The sequence below is a fragment of the Pseudomonas sp. NFACC45 genome (genome assembly GCF_900113505.1).
GTDB classification, from domain to species: Bacteria; Pseudomonadota; Gammaproteobacteria; order Pseudomonadales; family Pseudomonadaceae; genus Aquipseudomonas; species Aquipseudomonas tehranensis.
Genome location: NZ_FOPO01000003.1, coordinates 461,400 through 482,028 on the forward strand (window position 1 = coordinate 461,400; position 20,629 = coordinate 482,028).

The window sequence follows — 20,629 nt, forward strand, 5'->3', positions numbered from 1 at the left end:
ACGGCCACGGCACCAGAGCTGACAGCTGACGTAGCATCAGGAGTTTCGTATAACGCCGATACGGGGGAAGCGCCATCCGGGTGCTTCGGGCACCGGCTGCCGGCACCACGCAGGATAGAAACCTGCAATGCCTGCGGACGGGAGCGGTCGATTGCCGCACCGTCACTGAGGGGCATTATAGCGGCCTGTCCGAAGAACACTATCGGGAAAAGTTAAAAGAATCTGTTGTTGTGTGAATCAATATTTGTATGTGCAACTTGTGGCAATTAGGTTTCAGGCAACGCCAGACAATGTCGTTATCCACTCTCCTGGCGCGCACTGCGTTCAATACTCGTGGCGTCATTACTTATTTATCAACCCTTCACACAAAAGCAAGGCGGGTGGGGGGAGCTGTGATTGCGATTATCGGTTGATGGTTCGATAATCGAACGGTGCTGACAGCCCGCCCCTTGTCTGTTCATCGGGCAGCCGCTTGTAATAGCCGCCATTCCCCGGGAAGGACCAGATATGAACGACCAATTGCGCAACGCCTTCGCTTCTGTAGCGCCACCCATCGTTGCTTCGCCGGCCAAGCGCATCCAGGCCCTGACCGGTGACCCGGACTTCATGACGTCCCTGGCCCGTGGGTTGGCCGTGGTCCAGGCGTTTCAGGAGCGCAAACGGCACCTGACCATCGCTCAGATCAGCCACCGCACGGAAATTCCCCGCGCCGCCGTCAGACGTTGCCTGCATACCTTGATCAAACTCGGCTACGCCACCACCGACGGACGGACCTATTCGCTGCTGCCCAAAGTATTGACCCTGGGTCATGCCTATCTGTCATCGACGCCTCTGGCCGTGTCCGCGCAGCCGTATCTGGACCGAATGAGCGAACAGCTGCATGAGGCCTGTAACATGGCGACGCTTGAAGGCGACGACATTCTTTATATCGCCCGTTCGGCCACCACCCAGCGGCTGATATCCGTGGACCTGTCTGTCGGCGGACGCCTGCCGGCCTATTGCACCTCGATGGGCAGAATTCTTCTGGCGGCACTGGACGACGCCTCCCTGCGAGATTACCTCGATCATGCCGACCTGCAGGCCAAGACCAGCCGGACCCTGCACACTCCCCAGGCTTTGCTGGAGTGTTTGCAAGAAGTGCGGCAGCAGGGATGGTGCATCGTCGACCAGGAACTGGAGCAGGGGCTGCGCTCGATTGCCGTGCCTGTCTACGACGCCTCCGGCCAGGTGGTGGCGGCGCTGAATGTCAGTACCCATGCCGGGCGGGTCAGCCGCAATGAACTGGAACAGCGCTTCCTACCGGGCCTGTTGGGCGCCAGCCGCGACTTGAGCGCGCAACTGTTCACTTAAGCTGTTCGATAAACGCACAGAGTCGCCTCTGACGAATTGACGGTATTTGCCTCGGATCATTAATGTCGCGGCAGCGTCATCCGACGTGATCGAGCCTGCCTCGACCGATGGATGGCGGCCCAATAATAATGAGAGGCACACCTGCCATGCATACCTCCTGCGGCCTTCAACTTGACGATCGACCGGCCTGTTTGCCCCAGATCGCCCGCTAACCAACATTTTTTGCAGCCTTGCGGTTTATTTGCCGGGCCTCTGTTCGCCTGCGTTTTCTTGCGTGGAATAAAAACAAGATGAACCAACCCCAGACCTCTGTAGGCAATTGCCTCGACGTGCAGTCCTTCATCAACGCTCAACCCATCTCGCGCTATCAGTGGCGGGTGGTGATTCTGTGCTTCCTGATTGTTTTTCTCGACGGCCTCGACACGGCGGCCATGGGCTTCATCGCCCCGGCGCTCTCCCAGGACTGGGGCATTGATCGGGCCAGCCTGGGCCCGGTCATGAGTGCGGCGCTGATCGGCATGGTGTTCGGAGCTCTCGGCTCCGGTCCGTTGGCAGACCGTTTCGGCCGAAAAGTTGTGCTGGTAGGCGCGGTCGTGCTGTTCGGCGCGTTCAGCCTGGCATCGGCCTACAGCACCAATATCGACCAATTGTTGGTGCTGCGCTTTCTGACCGGTCTGGGGTTGGGCGCCGGCATGCCGAACGCCACCACCTTACTGTCGGAATACACCCCGGAGCGTAAAAAATCGTTGCTGGTGACCAGCATGTTCTGCGGCTTCAACCTGGGCATGGCCGGTGGTGGGTTTATCTCGGCCAAATTGATACCGGCGTTCGGTTGGCACAGCCTGCTGCTGATCGGCGGGATCCTGCCGTTGATCCTGGCGGTGGTGCTGGTGTTCTGGTTGCCGGAGTCGGCACGTTATCTGGTGGTGCGCAATCGCGGCACGGACAAGGTGCGCAAGACCCTGGCCCCGATCGATCCGCACACCGTCGCCCAGGCAGCGAGTTTCAGTGTGCCAGAACAAAAAACCGTGAAAACCCGCAACGTACTGGCGGTGATTTTCTCCGGCACCTACAGCGCCGGAACCTTATTGTTGTGGCTGACCTACTTCATGGGGCTGGTGATTGTTTACCTGCTGACCAGTTGGTTGCCGACGCTGATGCGCGACAGCGGCGCGAGCATGGAGCAGGCGGCGTTTATCGGAGCGTTGTTTCAGTTCGGCGGCGTATTGAGCGCGGTTGGGGTGGGGTGGGCGATGGACCGGTTCAATCCGCACAAGGTCATCGGCATTTTCTACTTGATGGCCGGGATATTTGCCTACGCGGTGGGGCAGAGTCTGGGCAACATTACCTTGCTCGCCACGTTGGTGCTGGTGGCCGGCATGTGCGTCAACGGCGCGCAATCGGCGATGCCGTCGCTGGCGGCGCGGTTCTATCCGACCCAAGGCCGGGCCACCGGTGTCTCGTGGATGCTGGGCATCGGCCGGTTCGGCGCGATCCTCGGCGCCTGGATGGGCGCGACTTTGTTGGGCCTGGGCTGGAACTTCGAACAGGTCCTGACCGCCCTGGTCATTCCAGCGGCCCTGGCGACTGCGGCGGTGGTGATCAAGGGCATGGTCAGTCATGCGGATGCGACGTGAGCCAATGATCTGAACCTTGCGGCAGACCTGTGGGAGCGAGCCTGCTCGCGATAGCGGTGTGTCAACTTGCATAAGTGTTGGCTGACCCACCTCAATCGCGAGCAGGCTCGCTCCCACAGGATCAGGGTGTTTGGGAAATCGTTAGCCAAACAACAATCTGTTCGATAAGCGAACACTCAGTCGATTATCGGATTGTTTGGCTATCACCCTCAGCTTAATCTTCAGTCACTCCGGCGCTTAACCTCGCGCCTTTTTCTTCATCTTGATCTACTGAAAAACGGGAGCCTGCCCCATGGCTGAAATCCTTTCGCTGCACGACGCAGTGAAGCAATTCGTCAATGACGGCGATACCGTCGCGCTCGAAGGCTTCACTCACCTGATTCCGACGGCGGCGGGTCATGAAATCATTCGCCAGGGCAAGAAAGACCTGACGCTGGTGCGGATGACGCCTGACCTGATCTACGACCAGTTGATCGGCGCCGGTTGTGCGCGCAAGCTGATTTTCTCCTGGGGTGGCAATCCTGGGGTGGGCTCCCTGCACCGGCTGCGCGATGCCGTGGAAAAGCAGTGGCCGCAGCCGCTGGAGATCGAAGAGCACAGCCACGCCGACCTGGCCAATGCCTACGTCGCCGGGGCCTCCGGCCTGCCATTCGCGGTGCTGCGGGCCTACGCCGGCTCCGACCTGCCCAAGGTCAATCCGCTGATCAAAAGCGTAACCTGCCCCTTCACCGGGGAAGTGCTGGCCGCCGTGCCATCCGTGCGCCCGGACATTACAGTGATCCACGCTCAAAAAGCCGACCGCAAGGGCAATGTCCTGTTGTGGGGCATTCTCGGCGTGCAGAAAGAAGCCGCCTTGGCCGCCAAGCGCTGCATCGTCACCGTGGAAGAAATCGTCGATGACCTCAACGCACCAATGAACGCCTGCGTGTTGCCAACCTGGGCGCTGAGCGCGGTGTGCCACGTCCCGGGTGGCGCCCATCCGTCCTACGCCCACGGCTACACCGAACGTGACAACCGTTTCTACCAGGCGTGGGATCCGATCGCCCGGGATCGCGAGACGTTTACTGCCTGGATCAACGAATACATCCACGGCACCCGGGATTTCAGCGAATTCAGAACCCGACTGGCTGCTGCTTCGGAGGCGAAATAATGACGTACTCCACCAATGAAATGATGACCGTTGCCGCGGCCCGTCGATTGCAAAACAATGCTGTGTGCTTCGTGGGCATCGGCCTGCCATCGAAGGCGGCCAACCTGGCGCGGCTGACCTCGTCGCCGGATGTGGTCCTGATCTACGAGTCCGGTCCAATCGGAGCCAAACCCAGCGTATTGCCGCTGTCCATCGGTGATGGTGAGCTGGCTGAGACCGCGGACACTGTCGTGCCGACCGGTGAGATTTTTCGCTACTGGTTGCAGGGCGGACGCATCGACGTCGGCTTTCTCGGTGCAGCCCAGGTCGATCGGTTCGGCAACATCAACACCACGGTGGTGGGCGACTACCATCAACCGAAAGTCCGCTTGCCGGGCGCCGGTGGTGCTCCGGAAATCGCCGGTTCGGCCAAGAGCGTGCTGATCATCCTCAAGCAGTCGGCGCGCTCGTTTGTCGACAAGCTGGATTTCATCACCTCGGTCGGTCACGGCGAGGGCGGTGACTCCCGTAAACGCCTGGGCCTGCCGGGCGCCGGTCCGGTAGGTATCATCACCGACTTGTGCATCATGGAGCCGGAAGCCGGCAGCCATGAGTTTGTGGTCACGGCGCTGCACCCCGGCGTAACCCGAGAGCAAGTCGTTGCCGCCACCGGTTGGGCGATTCGTTTTGCCGACCAGGTGCAAACCACTGCCGAGCCGACCGAAACAGAGCTGCGCGCCCTGCGCGATCTCGAAGCACGTACTGCCGCGGCCCACGGCCAGGCACCGGGAGAAGCGTGATGCGCGACGTTTATATCTGTGATGCGATTCGAACCCCCATCGGTCGCTTCGGTGGCGGTTTGTCCGCGGTGCGCGCCGATGACCTGGCCGCCGTGCCGATCAAGGCGCTGATGGAGCGCAACCCATCGGTGGATTGGAATGCCGTGGACGAAGTGTTTCTCGGCTGCGCCAACCAGGCCGGCGAAGACAACCGCAACGTGGCGCGCATGGCGCTGCTGCTGGCTGGCCTGCCGCAGAGCATTCCCGGCGTAACCCTCAACCGCCTTTGCGCCTCGGGCATGGACGCCGTCGGCACAGCCTTCCGCGCCATCGCCAGCGGCGAAATGGAATTGGCCATCGCCGGCGGTGTGGAGTCGATGTCCCGCGCACCGTTCGTGATGGGCAAGGCCGATGCCGCGTTCTCGCGCAACATGAAGCTGGAGGACACCACCATCGGCTGGCGCTTTATCAATCCGTTGATGAAAAGCCAATACGGCGTGGACGCGATGCCCCAGACCGCCGATAACGTGGCCGATGATTACGCGGTGTCCCGCGCTGACCAGGATGCTTTCGCCTTGCGTAGTCAGCAGCGCACGGCGGTCGCCCAGGCCGCAGGGTATTTCGCCGAAGAAATCGTCCCGGTGCGCGTCGCCCACAAGAAAGGCGAAACCGTGGTCGAGCAGGACGAACATCCCCGCGCCGACACGACGCTGGAGACCTTGAGCAAACTCAAGCCGGTCAACGGTCCAGACAAAACCGTCACCGCCGGCAACGCCTCGGGCGTGAACGATGGCGCGGCGGCTATGATCCTGGCGTCGGCCGAAGCGGTGAAGAAACACGGGCTGACGCCGCGGGGCAAAGTGTTAGGCATGGCCAGTGCCGGTGTGGCGCCTCGGGTGATGGGCATCGGCCCGGTGCCCGCGGTGCGTAAGCTTACTGAGCGCCTGGGCCTGGCGGTCGCCGACTTTGACGTGATCGAGCTTAACGAAGCCTTCGCCAGCCAGGGGTTGGCGGTGCTGCGTGAGCTGGGGCTGGCGGACGACGCGCCGCAGGTGAACCCCAATGGCGGCGCCATCGCCCTCGGTCATCCGCTGGGCATGAGCGGAGCGCGGCTGGTGCTGACGGCGTTGCATCATCTGGAAAAGACCGGCGGCAAGAAGGGCCTGGCGACCATGTGTGTTGGCGTCGGCCAGGGGCTGGCGTTGGCAATCGAACGCGTCTGACGCGTCGTTCTACTAATAAGAACCGAGGAATGCTTCATGACTGACAAGCCTGGTTATCGTCGCCCCCAAGCGGGCACCCAGCCGGAGTACCTGCACCCGCCGTACCAGTCCACCAATCTGCGCTCGCCGTCCAAGCCGTTGGTGTTCCTGCCGCATTCGCTGTCGGAAATCACCGGCCCGACTGTCGGTGCCGACCGTGTGCAGGAGAAGGATAACGACCTGACTGCCCAGCATGCCGGCGAGCCACTGGGGGAGCGGATCATCATTCACGGGCGCGTGCTGGATGAGCATGGCCAGCCTGTGCCGGGCATCCTGGTGGAGATCTGGCAGGCCAACGCCGCCGGGCGTTACAACCATGACCGCGACAACCATGACGCGCCGCTGGACCCGAACTTCACCGGCACCGGTCGCACCGTCACCGACGCTGACGGTGGGTATCAGTTCCAGACCATCAAGCCCGGCGCTTACCCGTGGGGCAACCATCACAATGCCTGGCGCCCGGCGCATATCCATTTCTCACTGTTCGGGCCGAGCATTCTGACGCGGCTGGTGACGCAGATGTATTTCCCCGGCGACCCGCTGCTGGCCTACGACCCGATCTACAACTGTGTGCCGGACACCAGCGCCAAGGAACGTCTGATCGCCCGTTTCGACCTGGAAAAAACCATTCCTCACTACGCCCTCGGTTATCGTTGGGACATCGTATTGCGCGGCCGCGATGCCACGCCGATGGAGAAATAAGATGACGCTCACCGCCACCACGTCTCACACCGTTGGCCCTTACTACCACATCGGCCTGACCTGGCTGAACCGCGAAGACCTGACTGTCGCCCAAACCCTCGGCCAGCGCGTGGCGATCACCGGGCAGGTGATCGACGGCAACGGCGAGTTCGTCAATGACGCCATGCTGGAAGTCTGGCAGGCCAACGCCGCCGGAAAATACGCGCACCCGGAAGATGACCAGGACAAACCCCTGGACCCGAATTTCGAAGGCTTTGGCCGGGTGCCGGTGGATGCCGAAGGGCGTTTTCGTTTCACCACCATCAAGCCGGGCTCCGTGCCGGGTCTTGGCGGCACGACCCAGGCGCCGCACCTTGTAGTGCTGGTGTTTGCCCGCGGTCTGGTCAAGCATTTGCTGACGCGAATCTACTTCGATGGCGAGCCGGCCAACGAAACCGATCCGCTGCTGGCCTGCGTGCCCGAAGAGCGTCGCGCCACGTTGATCACCCAGCCTGATGCGTCGGGCGTGTATCAGTGGAACGTGGTTTTGCAGGGGACGGATGCCGAGACGGTGTTCTTCGATTACTGAGTCCGCTTCGGTCCATTGCGGGCAAACCTTGCCCCCACAAGCGCTGCACAATACCTTGCAAGCAAGGTTTGCCCGAGTATCGATCAGTGACCGACAGCGCGATGCTGTCCGATCTGCACACCCAAGGACTTTTTATGAGCGAACGACCGGGTAATCAGCTCTTTGATGCCTACTTCACCGCCCGCCACATGCGCGAGGTGTTTTGTGATGCGGGCCGGGTGCAGGCCATGCTCGATGTCGAGGCGGCGCTGGCCCGGGCTGAAGCGAAGGTGGGCTTGATCCCTGTCAGCGCAGTGGCTCCGATCGAGAAGGCCTGTGACGCGCAGTTGTACGATTTTTCGGCGTTGAGCGAGGCGATTGCCACGGCGGGCAATTCGGCGATTCCTCTGGTCAAGGCCCTCGGTAAGCGCATTGCCGCTGAAGACGCCGAGGCTGAGCGCTACGTGCACCTGGGGGCCACCAGTCAGGATGTGATGGACAGTGGGCTGGTGCTGCAACTGCGCCAGGCATTGGGTTTGATTGAAGGCGAACTGGCGCAACTGGCCACGATTCTCGCCCGCCAAGCCGAACGCTACGCCGCCACGCCATTGGCCGGACGCACTTGGTTGCAACATGCAACACCGGTGACCCTGGGCATGAAGATCGCCGGGTGGCTGGGGGCGATCACCCGTAGCCGCCAACGCTTGAATGAGCTCAAGCCGCGCTTGCTGGTGTTGCAGTTCGGGGGTGCCTCCGGAACGCTTGCCGCGCTGGGTGAACAGGCCTTGCCCATCGCCGAAGCGCTGGCCGCCGAACTGCAATTGAGCTTGCCGGAACAACCTTGGCACACCCAGCGCGATCGCCTGGTTGAGTTCGGTTCGGTACTGGGCTTGATCACCGGCAGCCTTGGCAAACTGGGCCGCGACATCAGCTTGTTGATGCAGACCGAGGCCGGTGAAGCGTTCGAACCCTCGGCGCCAGGCAAGGGCGGTTCGTCCACCATGCCGCACAAGCGCAACCCGGTGGGTGCTGCCGTACTGATTGGCGCCGCGACCCGAGTCCCAGGCCTGTTGTCGACGCTGTTCAGCGCCATGCCCCAGGAGCACGAACGCAGCCTGGGCCTGTGGCACGCCGAATGGGAAACCCTGCCGGAGATTTGCTGCCTGGTGTCCGGCGCCCTGCAACAGGCGCGGCTGCTGGCCGAAGGTCTGGAAGTGGACGCGGCGCGCATGGCTCGCAATCTGGAACTGACCCAAGGGCTGGTGCTGGCCGAAGCAGTAAGCATCGTCTTGGCCCAGCGGGTCGGCCGCGACACCGCGCACCATTTGTTGGAGCAATGCTGCAAACGCGCCGTGGCTGAGCAACGTCATTTGCGGGACGTATTGGGGGACGAACCTCAGGTCACTGCGCAGTTGTCCGCCACCGAGCTGGATGATTTGCTCGACCCCGCTCACTACCTCGGCCAAGCCCAGACCTGGGTCGCCCGCGCCGTAGCTGAACACCTTGCCTTGAACGCCTGAAAGGAGACTGTTGTGGGATTCGTCAAACTCGCCGAAGGCGAACTGAACTATTGCTTCGATGGGCCGCAAGACGCCCCGGTGCTGGTGCTCTCCAACTCCCTGGGCACCGATCTGCACATGTGGGACGAGCAGGTCGCGGCCTTCAGCGAACACTTTCGCGTGCTGCGTTTCGACACGCGTGGCCACGGTCAGTCGTTGGTGACTGAAGGGCCGTACAGCATCGAACAACTGGGTCGCGACGTGCTGGCGATGCTCGATCAGTTGAACATCGACAAGGTGCATTTTTGCGGGTTGTCCATGGGCGGATTGATCGGCCAATGGCTCGGGATCAATGCCGGCGAGCGGCTGCACAAACTGGTGGTGTGCAACACTGCCGCCAAGATCGGCGACCCTTCAGTGTGGAATCCGCGCATTGAAACTGTGTTGCGGGACGGCAAGGCGGCCATGGTCGCGCTGCGGGATGCTTCGATTGCCCGCTGGTTTACCGCGGATTTTGCCGAGGCCCAACCTGCGAAGGTGAAGAAAATCACCGACATGCTCGCCGCCACTTCGCCCCAAGGCTACGCAGCTAACTGCGCGGCAGTGCGCGATGCCGACTTCCGTGAGCAGCTGTCGTCGATCCGCGTACCGCTGTTGGTGGTCGCCGGCACCGAGGATGCCGTGACCCCACCGTCGGGCGGGCACTTTATCCAGGAGCGGGTCAACGGCGCCGAATATGCCGAATTCCATGCCGCGCACCTGTCCAACGTCCAGGCCGGCGCTGCGTTCAGCGAACGGGTGCTGGCTTTCCTGCTGGGCTCCAGTGGTTCTTGAGGGTTTTTTTTGTGGACGAGAAACAGCGTTACGACGAAGGCATGCAAGTACGCCGCGCGGTGCTGGGCGATGCCCACGTCGACCGTAGCCTGAATGCCTTGACCGAGTTCAACAGTGAGTTCCAGGAGATGATCACCCGTCATGCCTGGGGCGACATCTGGACCCGCCCAGGCCTGCCGCGCCACACCCGCAGCCTGATCACCATCGCCATGCTGATCGGCATGAACCGCAACGAAGAACTCAAACTGCACCTGCGCGCCGCTGCCAATAATGGTGTGAGCCGCAGCGAGATCAAGGAAGTGATCATGCAGAGTGCTATCTATTGCGGCATCCCGGCGGCCAACGCCACCTTCCACCTGGCTGAGTCGGTGTGGGATGAGCTGGGCGTCGAATCACGGGCTTGAGAACCACCGCTAGTCCTTTGTGGGAGCGGTCACCGGATCTGCATCCACCTCAAATCCCCTGTGGGAGCGGGCTTGCTCGCGAAAGCGGAGGGTCAGCTTGCGACGATGTTGAATGTGCGGCCGCCTTCGCGAGCAAGCCCGCTCCCACACTGATTTTTAGCGGTCACCGGATCTGCATCCACCTCAAATCCCCTGTGGGAGCGGGCTTGCCCGCGAAAGCGGTGGGTCAGCTTGCATCGATCTTGAATGAGATGACGCCATCGCGAGCAAGCTCCCCACCTACACTGGTACGGCCTCCACCCATGCTGGCTCTTACAGCAAGCTGATCGGGTAGCTGACGATCAGCCGGTTTTCATCGAACTCATTGGTGCTGTAATCCCGGCGCATCGTCGAGTTCCGCCATTTCACGTTAAGGCTTTTCAACGCACCGCTCTGTACGGTGTAGGCCAGTTCGCTTTCACGGCCCCATTCCTTGCCGTCGTCGACGGTGGCGGTGTGTACGTTGTCGCCGCTGATGTAGCGGTTCATCAGGGTCAGACCCGGCACGCCAACGGCGGCGAAGTTGAAGTCGTGGCGCACTTGCCAGGATTTTTCCTGGGCGTTGTCGTAGCTGGAGTTGTAGCTGTCGTTGGCCAGGGTGCCGCCGCTGGTGCCGTTGACGCGCATCCAGCCATCGTCGCCGCTGAGTTTTTGCAGGCCGACGTAGAAGGTGTTGCCACCGTATTTGGCCGAGAGCATGGCGAAGGCGGTTTTGTTGTCCAGGTCGCCCGCCAGGGCACTGCCTTCTTCCTTGCCGATGAAGTAGCCGAGGTTGGCGCCCAGGGTCCAGTCACCGATGGGCTGGCTGTGGGTCAGGTTGAAATATTTTTGCTGGTAGATGTCCGACAGTTCGGCGTACCAGACGCCGACTTGAGTGCGCTTGTCGTTGAAGGCGTATTCGCCGCCGCCGAAGTTGAAGCGATCGGAGAGGAACGCACCACGACCGTTCATGGACATGTCTTCCATGCTCGCGTCGTTGCGCATGCTGTTGGCGCGGAACTGGCCGCCGTAGAGGCTCAAGCCGTTGATCTCGGTGGAGGTGACCTGACCGCCGCGGAAGGTCTGCGGCAGGGAGCGGCCGTCGTCAGCGCGCAGGATCGGCAGCACCGGCATCCATTCGCCGACCTTCAGTTCGGTTTTCGACACTTTGGCCTTGAGCGCGACGCCCAGGCGACCGAAGTCATCGGCCGGGTGACCGCCATCGTGGACCGGCAGCAAACCGGTATTGGCAGTGCCACGGCCGCCATCGAGCTTGACCGAGTACATGCCCAGCACGTCCATGCCGAAACCCACCGTGCCCTGGGTGAACCCGGACTTGGCGTCGAGAATGAAACTCTGGGTCCATTCCTCGGCTTTGCCTTGAGCGTTGTTCGGGTTGGTGAAGTTGCGGTTGATGTAGAAGTTGCGCAGGTTGAGATTGACCTTGGCATCCTCGACAAACCCCGATTCCGCGGCCAGAACGGGCAGGGCGGTACTGGTCAGGGCGACGGCAATGAGGCTGGGGAAAAAGTGCTGTGTCGGTTTCATGGGCATGTCTCTATTTTTTTGTGGACGAAGCGGGTCGTTGCCGCAACCTTGGTTGCAGACGGTACGGTGGAACCAGCGGCGTGAAGGCTGTCGAGGATCAGCCGGGTGAGGCGGGGCGTGTGGGCATGGCATCGAACCTGTTGTTATTGGTTTTGTGCGAGCGATGGTGATGGGCGGCCCGGGATCGGTTCAATTGCCGTTTGCGGGTTTTGGGCGATTATCGAACGGCAAAAATTGATTGTATGGATGTAATCCCTGTGGGAGCGGGTACATATCCATTGCTGCGGTAACGGCCACTTAGGGTTCCGCCCTTACGGCGGGTCACTTTCGAAAAGCGCGAAAGTAACCAAAGCGCTCATGCCCCACCACTCGGTGCCTCGCTAGGGCTCGGCATGCCCTCACTCCGGCATTGCTCCGTGGGCCCGCCGCGAAGGGCCATCCATGGCCCAGCGCGGCTAACCCGGCATCCATGCCGGGTTGCCCACTCCACAATACCTGCGTTCGGCCAGCGTGGTTAACGGGGCGCCGAGATCAACGTCCGCCGCGAGGCGGCCTGACAGCCGGCCTGGCTCTCTCGGTCATACACCCGTCAGATCTGTGGGAGCACAGCTTGCTCGCGAGGCGGCCTGACAGCCGGCCTGGCTCTCTCGGTCATGCACCCGTCAGATCTGTGGGAGCACAGCTTGCTCGCGAGGCGGCCTGACAGCCGGCCTGGCTCTCTCGGTCATGCACCCGTCAGATCTGTGGGAGCAAAGCTTGCTCGCGAGGCGGCCTGACAGCCGACCTGTCTCTCCGGCCATGCCCGTGCCAATTGTGGGAGCGAGCCTGCTCGCGAAGACGTCGGCACATCCAACGCTGATGCAGGCTGAACCACCGCCATCGCGAGCAGGCTCGCTCCCACAGGAGGAACGCGATCACCAAAAAATCAGGCCGGCTGTCAGGCCGCCTCGCGAAGGACGTTGATCTCGGCGCCCCGTTAACCACGCTGGCCGAACGCAGGCGTTGCGCAGTGGGCATCCCGGCATGGATGCCGGGATAGCCGCGCTGGGCCATGGATGGCCCTTCGCGGCGGGCCCACGGAGCAATGCCGGAGTGAGGGCACACCGAGCCTAAGCGAGGTGCCTAGTGGTGGGGCAGAAGCGTTTTGCTTACTTTTCGCCGGGCCGCGCAGGCTTCTCAAAAGTGAGCCGCCGTCAGGGCGGAACCCTAAGCCGCCGTTACCGCAGCAATGGATATGTACACAATCAACAAACCCCTGGCCGGCTGTCAGGCCGCCATCGCGGGCAAGCCTTGCTCCCACAGAATCCGTGGCCGGTCTGACAGACGCTGCGATTTTTCCGACGAGGTTTTAAGGTTGCCGCTCGGAAGCCGGACTTCTAGCCTGTTCAGGTCGCTGCCAACTCAGCGACCGGGACTGCAAGCCCGCCGAATTCGTTAGGCGCCAGCGCCCAGACCCATGTCTCGGGCTCCAATTGATGCAGGAGCGCCGTTATGAAAAAACATCATCCTTCTTCGCCATCAGAGAGCACCTTCCCCTACAACGACCCTGATCCAGAAAAGCTCCAAGAGGCCGCAGACCGAGCACTCGATTACCATCTGGGTACCCACCCTGATCCCAAACCCAAAACCTCAACTCAAGTTTTCACCGTCATCGATACCCTAGACACCGAATGCCTACTGGCCAATCTCAGCGAAACCCTGGCCTCGGCCAGTGCCATGGTCAGCGACCTGGCGTTCGACCTGGAAGGCTCGCGGCGCCATGTCGCGCTCGGCGTGGCACAGATGATTGAGTTGAGTGAGTTGTTGGCTAATCGAGCGCTTGATATCGTCGACCCGCGTTAGCCAGTCGGGCCCTATTGTGGCGAGGGGATTTATCCCCGCTGGGCTGCGGAGCAGCCCCAAAAAAGGCTCGATGCGAAAAAATCTAGTAAACCGAGCTGGCAGGGATATGAGGGGGTTGCTGCGCAACCCAGCGGGGATAAATCCCCTCGCCACAGATTTGTGTATTGAACTCGGAAGCGATTAAAAACAAAAAAGCCCACCTTTCGGTGGGCTTCGTGTTTCAGCGTTCAGGCATCAAGTCAGAACAATTTCAGCGGCGGCGCTTTCTCTGCCACCGGTTCGTTCCTGCCGGTCTCGGCATTCCAGCCACCACCTAACGCCTTGTACAGATTGACCTCACTGGTCAATTGCGCGAGGCGGTCGGTGATCAGCGATTGTTGGGCGCTGAACAACTGACGTTGGGCGTCGAGGAAGGTCAGGTTGCTGTCGACACCAATGCGATAGCGACGCTCGGCCAGGCGGTAGTAGTCCTGGTTCGCGGCGACGAAGTCGGTTTGGGCCTGCAACTGCTCGTTGTAGGTCTGGCGCGCCGCCAGGCCGTCGGAGACTTCCTGGAACGCCGTCTGAATCGACTTCTCATATTGCGCGACATTGATGTCTTTCTGGATTTTGGCGTAATCCAGGCTCGCCCGCAGGCTGCCGGCGTTGAAGATCGGCAGGTTGATTTGCGGGGCGAAGGTCCAGGTGCCCGAGCCGCCCTTGAACAGGCCGGACAGGTCCGGGCTCAGGGTGCCGGCGTTGGCCGTCAGGCTGATGCTGGGGAAGAACGCGGCCCGTGCGGCGCCGATGTTGGCGTTGGCGGCCAGCAGGTTGCGTTCGGCCTGGAGGATGTCCGGGCGACGTTGCAACAGGTCTGACGGCAACCCTGCCGGCACCTCGCTGAGCAGGTCATCGCTCAGCGGTTGGGTGTTCAGGTTGGAGGGCAGACCGGTGCCCAGCAGCAGGGTCAGGCTGTTTTCGTCCTGGGCCACCTGGCGGGTATAGCGCGCCAGTTGTACGCGGGCGTTTTCCACTGCCGTGCGTGCCTGGCTCAGGTCCAGGGCCGAGGCCACGCCGACTTCGGCGCTGCGCGAGGTCAGCTTGAGGCTTTGCTCGTAGGTGCCCAGGGTTTCCTGGGTCAGCTTGAGCAGTTCCTTGTCGGCCTGCCAGGTCAGATAAGCGTTGGCGACGTTGGCCACCAGGCTGATCTGGGTGCTGCGACGGGCCTCTTCGGTAGCGAAGTAGCTTTGCAGCGCTTGCTCGCTCAGGCTGCGCACCCGGCCGAACAGGTCCAGTTCATAAGCACTGATGCCCAGGGTGGCTGAGTATGAGCTGCTGATGGCCGCCTCACCGGTTTGCGAAGCGCGTGCCGGCACTCGCTGACGGCTGCCGGCACCGGTGGCCGAGACCGCCGGGAACAGGTCCGCCCGCTGAATGCGGTATTGCGCGGCGTAGGCATCGATATTCAGCGCCGCGACGCGCAGGTCGCGGTTGTTTTCCAGGGCTACCTGGATCAGTTGCTGCAGCGCCGGGTCATGGAAAAACTGTTTCCAGCCCTGTTCGGCGGCGGCCTGGCCGGCCGCCTTGGCCGGCTCGTAGGCCGGACCTTGCGGGTATTGCGTGGCGACCGGTGCGTCGGGCCGCTGATAATCGGGGATCAGCGAGCAGCCGCTGAGCACGACGGCAGCGATGGTCAGAGAGAGGAGCGACTTGCTCATTGGCCAGCCTCTTTAGAAGTTTCAGGAGCGTCGTCCTGGTCGGCATTTTTGCGACGGCCTATCGACGACACGGTCACGAAGAACAACGGTACCCAGAAAATTGCCAGGACAGTGGCGGTGATCATACCGCCGATCACGCCCGTACCGATGGCGTGCTGGCTGCCTGAACCGGCGCCGGTGGAAATCGCCAGCGGGACCACGCCGAGCACGAACGCCAGGGACGTCATGATAATCGGCCGCAGACGCATCCTACAGGCTTCGATAGCGGCTTCCACCAGCGTTCGACCCTGTTCGTGGAGTTCCTTGGCAAATTCCACGATCAGAATGGCGTTTTTCGCCGCCAGGCCGATGGTGGTCAACAGGCCCACCTGGAAGTAAACGTCGTTGGACAGCCCACGCAGGCTGGTCGCCATCAGCGCACCGATGATCCCCAGTGGCACCACAAGCATGACTGCGATCGGAATCGACCAGCTTTCATACAGCGCTGCCAGGCAAAGGAATACCATCAGCAGCGACAAGGCGTACAACGCAGGCGCCTGGGAGCCGGACAGACGTTCCTCGTAGGACAGGCCCGTCCAGGAAATACCGACGCCGGCCGGCAGTTTCTGGGCGATGGCCTCGACTTCGGCCATGGCTTCACCGGTGGAGTAACCCGGGGCTGGGGACCCCAGGATTTCCATCGCTTCCACGCCGTTGTAACGGGCCAGTTTCGGCGAGCCGTAAACCCACTCGCCCTTGGCGAAGGCGCTGAACGGCACCATGGTCCCGGCGCTGTTACGCACGTACCACTTCTGCAGGTCTTCGGGGCTCATGCGAGCATTTGGCTGGCCCTGAACGTAGACCCGCTTCACCCGACCACGGTCGATGAAGTCGTTCACATAGCTGCTGCCAAAGGCAATCGACAGGGTGCTGTTGATTTCCGAGAGGGTAATGCCCAGCGCGCTGGCCTTCTCGTCATCGATTTCCAACTGGTATTGCGGCTCGTCGTTCAGACCGTTCGGACGCACCTGAGCCAGAACCTTGCTCTCGGACGCCATGCCCAGGAACTGGTTTCGGGCTTCCATCAGCTTTTCGTGGCCGATGCCGGCGCGGTCTTGCAGGAACACGTCGAAACCGGTGGCGTTACCCAGTTCCATCACCGCCGGCGGAGCGAAGGCAAACACCATTGCGTCACGGAAGGTGAAGAAATGTTGCTGGGCGCGGCCGGCGATCTTGAACACGGTGTTGTCAGCGTTACGTTCTTCCCATGGCTTAAGCATGATGAACGCCAGGCCGGAGCTTTGGCCGCGACCGGCGAAGTTGAAGCCGGTCACGGTGAACACCGAGGCCACGCCATCGCCTTCACCGCCGTCCTTGCTTGGACGCAGCAGGAACTCGCGCATATTGTCCACCACCACCTGGGTGCGCTCGGCGCTGGAGCCGGCCGGTGTCTGTACCTGGGCAAACAGCACGCCCTGGTCTTCTTCCGGCAGGAACGCCGTCGGGATGCGGGTGAACAGCCAGATCATGCCGACCACGATGATCACGTAGGCCAGCAGATAGGGGGCCTTGTGCTTGAGCATGTTGCCCACGCCGCGCTCGTAGCTTCTCACGCTACGGTCGAAGGTGCGGTTGAACCAGCCGAAGAAGCCGCGTTTGGGCGTGCCGTGCTCACCCTTGGGGATGGGTTTGAGCATGGTGGCGCACAGGGCAGGGGTGAAGATCAGGGCCACCAATACCGACAAGGCCATGGCCGAGACGATGGTGATGGAGAACTGTTTGTAGATCACACCGGTGGAGCCGCCGAAAAACGCCATCGGCAACAGTACTGCCGACAGCACCAGGGCGATACCTACCAGGGCACCCTGGATCTGGCCCATGGATTTCTTGGTGGCTTCCTTGGGCGACAGGCCTTCTTCGCTCATCACCCGCTCGACGTTCTCCACCACGACGATGGCATCGTCCACCAGCAATCCGATGGCCAGCACCATGCCGAACATGGTCAGGGTGTTGATGCTGAAGCCGAACGCCGCGAGGATCCCGAAAGTACCCAGCAATACCACCGGCACCGTCATCGTGGTGATGATGGTTGCACGGAAGTTCTGCAGGAACAGGAACATCACCAGGAACACCAGGGCGACCGCTTCGATCAGGGTTTCAACCACACCCTTGATCGACTCGCTCACCACGGGCGTCGTGTCGTAAGGGAACACCACTTCCAGGCCTTGCGGGAAGAATGGTTTGAGATTGTCGACGGTCTGGCGCAAGGCCTTGGCCGTGTCGAGGGCGTTGGCGCCGGTGGCCAGTCTCACCGCCAGGCCGGAGGCCGGGGCGCCGTTGAACTGGGCATTAATAGCGTAGCTCTCGCCGCCCAAGGCAACATCCGCCACGTCGCCGACGCGCACTTGTGAGCCGTCTGGATTGACCCTGAGCAAGATGGCCTTGAACTGCTCGGCGGTTTGCAGGCGGGTCTTGCCGATCACGGTGGCGTTCAGTTGTTGGCCGGGACGGGCGGGCAGGCCGCCGAGCTGGCCGGACGCGATCTGGACGTTCTGCGCGGTAATGGCGGTGGTCACATCCGCCGGGGTCAGGTTGTAGTTATTCAGCTTGGCCGGGTCGAGCCAGATCCGCATGGCGTACTGGGCACCGAAGACCTGGAAGTCACCGACACCAGCGGTGCGCGAGATCGGGTCCTGCATGTTGGACACGATGTAGTTGGACAGGTCCTCACGGGTCATGCTGCCATCGCGCGACACCACGCCGATCACCATCAGGAAGTTTCTCACTGACTTGGTGACGCGAATACCCTGCTGCTGCACTTCTTGCGGCAGCAGTGGGGTGGCCAGGTTCAACTTGTTCTGGACCTGGACCTGTGCGGTATCGGAGTTGGTGCCTTGCTCGAAGGTCGCCGTAATGGTCATGCTGCCGTCGGAGTTACTTTCCGAGGAGACATAACGCAGGTTGTCGATACCGTTGAGCTGTTGCTCGATGACCTGCACCACCGTGTCCTGCACGGTTTGCGCGGACGCGCCTGGGTAGGTCACCTGGATCGCAATGGCCGGCGGCGCGATGCTCGGGTACTGGTTGATGGGCAATTTGAGGATCGATAAAGCCCCGACCAGCATGATCACCAGGGCGATCACCCAGGCGAAAATCGGACGGTCGATAAAAAATTTCGACATGGTTTACTCCCCTTTGCCGCCAGCGGCTTTGTCAGCTGCCTGTGCGGGGGCCGGGTTCTTTTCGCCAACGTTGGTGGCCTCAGTGGCTTTGACTTCCACCCCTGGCCGTACGTATTGCAACCCTTCGGTGATCAGGCGATCGCCAGCCTTGAGCCCGTCTTCGATCAGCCACTGGCTACCGACAGTACGGCTGGCCTTGAGTTGACGCAGTTCGACCTTGTTGTCCGGACCTACCACCAGGGCGGTCGGCGCGCCTTTAAGGTCACGGGTCACGCCTTGTTGCGGTGCCAGGATGGCCGCGCTGTTCACACCGGCCTGCAATTGCGCGTGGACGAACATGCCCGGCAGCAGGGTATGGTCAGGGTTAGGGAACACCGCGCGCAGGGTGACCGAACCGGTGGTTTGGTCGACCGACACTTCGGAGAACTCCAGCTTGCCCTCATGGGCATATTGGCTGCCGTCTTCCAGGGTCAGTTTGACCATGGCGGCGTTGTCGCCAGCCTTCTGCAGGCGGCCGCTTTCCAGTTCACGGCGCAGTTGCAGCAGTTCTACAGAACTCTGCGTCACGTCGACGTAAATCGGGTCCAATTGCTGAATGGTTGCCAGGGCATCGGCCTGGCCGTTGCTGACCAGCGCACCCTCGGTCACCGAGGAGCGACCGATGCGGCCGGAAATCGGCGCGTAAACCTTGGTGTAGCGCACGTTGATCCGGGCGGTTTGCAGACTGGCTTCCGACTCCAGGCGGTTGGCCACGGCGGTGTCGTATTCCTGACGGCTGACGGCCTGTTCGTCCACCAATTGTTTATAGCGATCGGAAATGGACTTGGTTGAGCGCAGGTTCGCTTCTGCGCTTTTGAGGGTCGCTTCATACATCGCCGGGTCAATCTGATACAGCTGCTGGCCGGCCTTGACGTCGGCACCTTCCTTGAACAGACGCTTGAGGATGATGCCGTTGACTTGTGGACGAACTTCCGCGATGCGGAACGCGCTGGTGCGGCCCGGAAGCTCGGACGTCAGGGTGAACGGCTGGGTCTTGAGGGTTACGACGCCGACCTGAGGAGCCGGTGCGGCAGGTGCCGCCTCTTCCTTTTTACATCCGCTGAGCAGCGATGCCAGGGCGATGGCGGTAACCAGAGCGGTAACAGCTGGCTTGAATTGCATGGAAATCCTCGGGTCCAGGCGCGTAAGAGGCGCACAAGAAAGTGGAAGGTAAAAAAGAGCGGAATAAACAATTAGTAGGATGCTAAGAAATATACTTACGTACACGGTTGTTTGTAAACACCCAAATTGCGTACCATCAGTCTTTACAAAAGCCTGACAAAAGGCCTGCGCAGGTCGCAGACGCGTTGCGAAAAAACGCCGCCTCACATTTTGTTCAGTTGATCCTTACGCATTGCTTACGCATCCTGATTGAGGTGTTTACTGCCATGGTCCGTCGTACCAAAGAGGAAGCCCTGGAGACTCGCAGCCAGATACTCGAAGCGGCCGAAAAAGCCTTTTTCGAGCGCGGTGTGGCCCGCACGACACTGGCTGACATCGCGACGCTGGCCGGTGTAACGCGCGGTGCCATCTACTGGCATTTCAGTAATAAGGCGGACTTGCTCCAGGCCATGCTCGATACGTTGCACGAGCCGCTCGATGACTTGGCCCGCGCCAGTGAAAGTGAAGAGGAGCTTGACCCCTTGGGGTGTGTTCGCAAGCTGCTGGTGCGGTTGTTCCAGCAGGTGGCTCTGGACCCGAAAACCCGACGCATTAATGAGATTTTGTTTCATAAGTGCGAATTCACCGATGAAATGTGCGATTTGCGCCAGCAGCGGCGCCAGGTCAGTCTCGACTGCAATGTGCGTATCGCGTTGTCGTTGCGCAATGCGATGAATCGTGGCCAGTTGCCGGACAATCTGGATCCCGAACGGGCTGCAGTCGCCATTCACGCCTACATCGACGGCATTTTGTACCAGTGGCTACTGGCTCCCGACAGCTTCGCACTGGCGGGTGAGGCCGAGCGCTGGGTGGAGATCGGGCTGGATATGCTGCACCTGAGCCCCCACCTGCGCAAATAAAACAAAATGCTCAATTTCATCAGTTTGTGTCAATAGCTGAACGGCGAGGACCCCGCCGGGCCTTGATCCTGGCGGAGTCATTTATAGACGAACTGCAGACACGTTGATCGCTCGCGAGTCGCTATCGTGCAGGAGAGTGATGGCATGTTCGTGTACAGGC

At 61.3% G+C, this 20,629-nt stretch carries 16 protein-coding genes; 12 read left to right on the forward strand and 4 right to left on the reverse strand.

Going from position 1 to position 20,629, the window contains the following annotated elements; all coding sequences use genetic code 11:
• Positions 1 to 507 precede the first annotated feature (507 nt).
• From pcaR to pcaC, 10 genes are all read left to right on the forward strand, one after another.
• A complete protein-coding gene (pcaR, locus tag BM132_RS07785) occupies positions 508 to 1,350 on the forward strand; it encodes a pca regulon transcriptional regulator PcaR (RefSeq protein WP_092397150.1) in 843 nt (280 codons plus the stop codon).
• A 290-nt stretch (positions 1,351 to 1,640) separates the two neighbouring features.
• Positions 1,641 to 2,987 (forward strand): 4-hydroxybenzoate transporter PcaK, encoded by a 1,347-nt coding sequence (locus BM132_RS07790; protein ID WP_092397152.1) that lies wholly within the window; start codon positions 1,641 to 1,643, stop codon positions 2,985 to 2,987.
• 292 nt (positions 2,988 to 3,279) lie between these two features.
• Positions 3,280 to 4,137 (forward strand): CoA transferase subunit A, encoded by an 858-nt coding sequence (locus BM132_RS07795; RefSeq protein WP_092397154.1) that lies wholly within the window; start codon positions 3,280 to 3,282, stop codon positions 4,135 to 4,137.
• Positions 4,134 to 4,916 (forward strand): CoA-transferase subunit beta, encoded by a 783-nt coding sequence (locus BM132_RS07800; protein WP_171061413.1) that lies wholly within the window; start codon positions 4,134 to 4,136, stop codon positions 4,914 to 4,916. The genes BM132_RS07795 and BM132_RS07800 overlap by 4 nt, the downstream gene beginning before the upstream one ends.
• Positions 4,913 to 6,118 carry a 3-oxoadipyl-CoA thiolase gene (pcaF, locus tag BM132_RS07805; RefSeq protein ID WP_177193335.1) on the forward strand — a complete coding sequence of 402 codons (1,206 nt, stop codon included), beginning with the start codon at positions 4,913 to 4,915 and terminating at the stop codon, positions 6,116 to 6,118. Before BM132_RS07800 ends, pcaF begins: the two co-directional genes overlap by 4 nt.
• Before the next feature lie 36 nt (positions 6,119 to 6,154).
• Complete coding sequence (pcaH, locus tag BM132_RS07810; protein WP_092397158.1) at positions 6,155 to 6,859, forward strand: protocatechuate 3,4-dioxygenase subunit beta; 705 nt, start codon at positions 6,155 to 6,157, stop codon at positions 6,857 to 6,859.
• Between the two features lies 1 nt (position 6,860).
• On the forward strand, positions 6,861 to 7,427 hold the full coding sequence (gene pcaG, locus BM132_RS07815) for a protocatechuate 3,4-dioxygenase subunit alpha (RefSeq protein ID WP_092397160.1): 567 nt from the start codon (positions 6,861 to 6,863) through the stop codon (positions 7,425 to 7,427).
• 134 nt (positions 7,428 to 7,561) lie between these two features.
• Complete coding sequence (locus tag BM132_RS07820; protein WP_092454381.1) at positions 7,562 to 8,926, forward strand: 3-carboxy-cis,cis-muconate cycloisomerase; 1,365 nt, start codon at positions 7,562 to 7,564, stop codon at positions 8,924 to 8,926.
• A gap of 12 nt (positions 8,927 to 8,938) precedes the next feature.
• The gene (pcaD, locus tag BM132_RS07825; protein WP_092397164.1) at positions 8,939 to 9,739 is read left to right on the forward strand and encodes a 3-oxoadipate enol-lactonase; all 801 of its coding nucleotides are present in this window, start codon (positions 8,939 to 8,941) and stop codon (positions 9,737 to 9,739) included.
• Positions 9,740 to 9,750: 11 nt separating this feature from the next.
• Positions 9,751 to 10,143 carry a 4-carboxymuconolactone decarboxylase gene (gene pcaC, locus BM132_RS07830; RefSeq protein WP_014336968.1) on the forward strand — a complete coding sequence of 131 codons (393 nt, stop codon included), beginning with the start codon at positions 9,751 to 9,753 and terminating at the stop codon, positions 10,141 to 10,143.
• Positions 10,144 to 10,455: 312 nt separating this feature from the next.
• Here pcaC and BM132_RS07835 read toward each other — a convergent pair whose 3' ends face one another.
• Positions 10,456 to 11,709: an OprD family porin gene (locus BM132_RS07835; protein ID WP_092454383.1), complete on the reverse strand. Its 1,254-nt coding sequence runs from the start codon at positions 11,707 to 11,709 to the stop codon at positions 10,456 to 10,458.
• 1,491 nt (positions 11,710 to 13,200) lie between these two features.
• On the opposite strand from BM132_RS07835, the gene BM132_RS07850 reads away from it, so the two are divergent.
• Positions 13,201 to 13,551: a DUF6124 family protein gene (locus BM132_RS07850; protein ID WP_092454386.1), complete on the forward strand. Its 351-nt coding sequence runs from the start codon at positions 13,201 to 13,203 to the stop codon at positions 13,549 to 13,551.
• 239 nt (positions 13,552 to 13,790) lie between these two features.
• Here BM132_RS07850 and adeC read toward each other — a convergent pair whose 3' ends face one another.
• Genes adeC through BM132_RS07865 form a run of 3 tightly spaced genes read right to left on the reverse strand, consistent with a single transcriptional unit; the run spans position 13,791 to position 19,570 of the window.
• Positions 13,791 to 15,248: an AdeC/AdeK/OprM family multidrug efflux complex outer membrane factor gene (gene adeC / locus BM132_RS07855; protein WP_092397168.1), complete on the reverse strand. Its 1,458-nt coding sequence runs from the start codon at positions 15,246 to 15,248 to the stop codon at positions 13,791 to 13,793.
• Positions 15,245 to 18,409 (reverse strand): efflux RND transporter permease subunit EmhB, encoded by a 3,165-nt coding sequence (emhB, locus tag BM132_RS07860; RefSeq protein ID WP_092454388.1) that lies wholly within the window; start codon positions 18,407 to 18,409, stop codon positions 15,245 to 15,247. The genes adeC and emhB overlap by 4 nt, the downstream gene beginning before the upstream one ends.
• A 3-nt stretch (positions 18,410 to 18,412) precedes the next feature.
• Positions 18,413 to 19,570: an efflux RND transporter periplasmic adaptor subunit gene (locus tag BM132_RS07865; RefSeq protein WP_143092330.1), complete on the reverse strand. Its 1,158-nt coding sequence runs from the start codon at positions 19,568 to 19,570 to the stop codon at positions 18,413 to 18,415.
• Between the two features lie 266 nt (positions 19,571 to 19,836).
• Here BM132_RS07865 and BM132_RS07870 point away from each other — a divergent pair, with 266 nt between their 5' ends.
• Positions 19,837 to 20,469, forward strand: a complete 633-nt coding sequence (locus BM132_RS07870) for a TetR family transcriptional regulator (protein WP_092397172.1) — start codon at positions 19,837 to 19,839, stop codon at positions 20,467 to 20,469.
• The last annotated feature ends 160 nt before the right edge of the window (positions 20,470 to 20,629 follow it).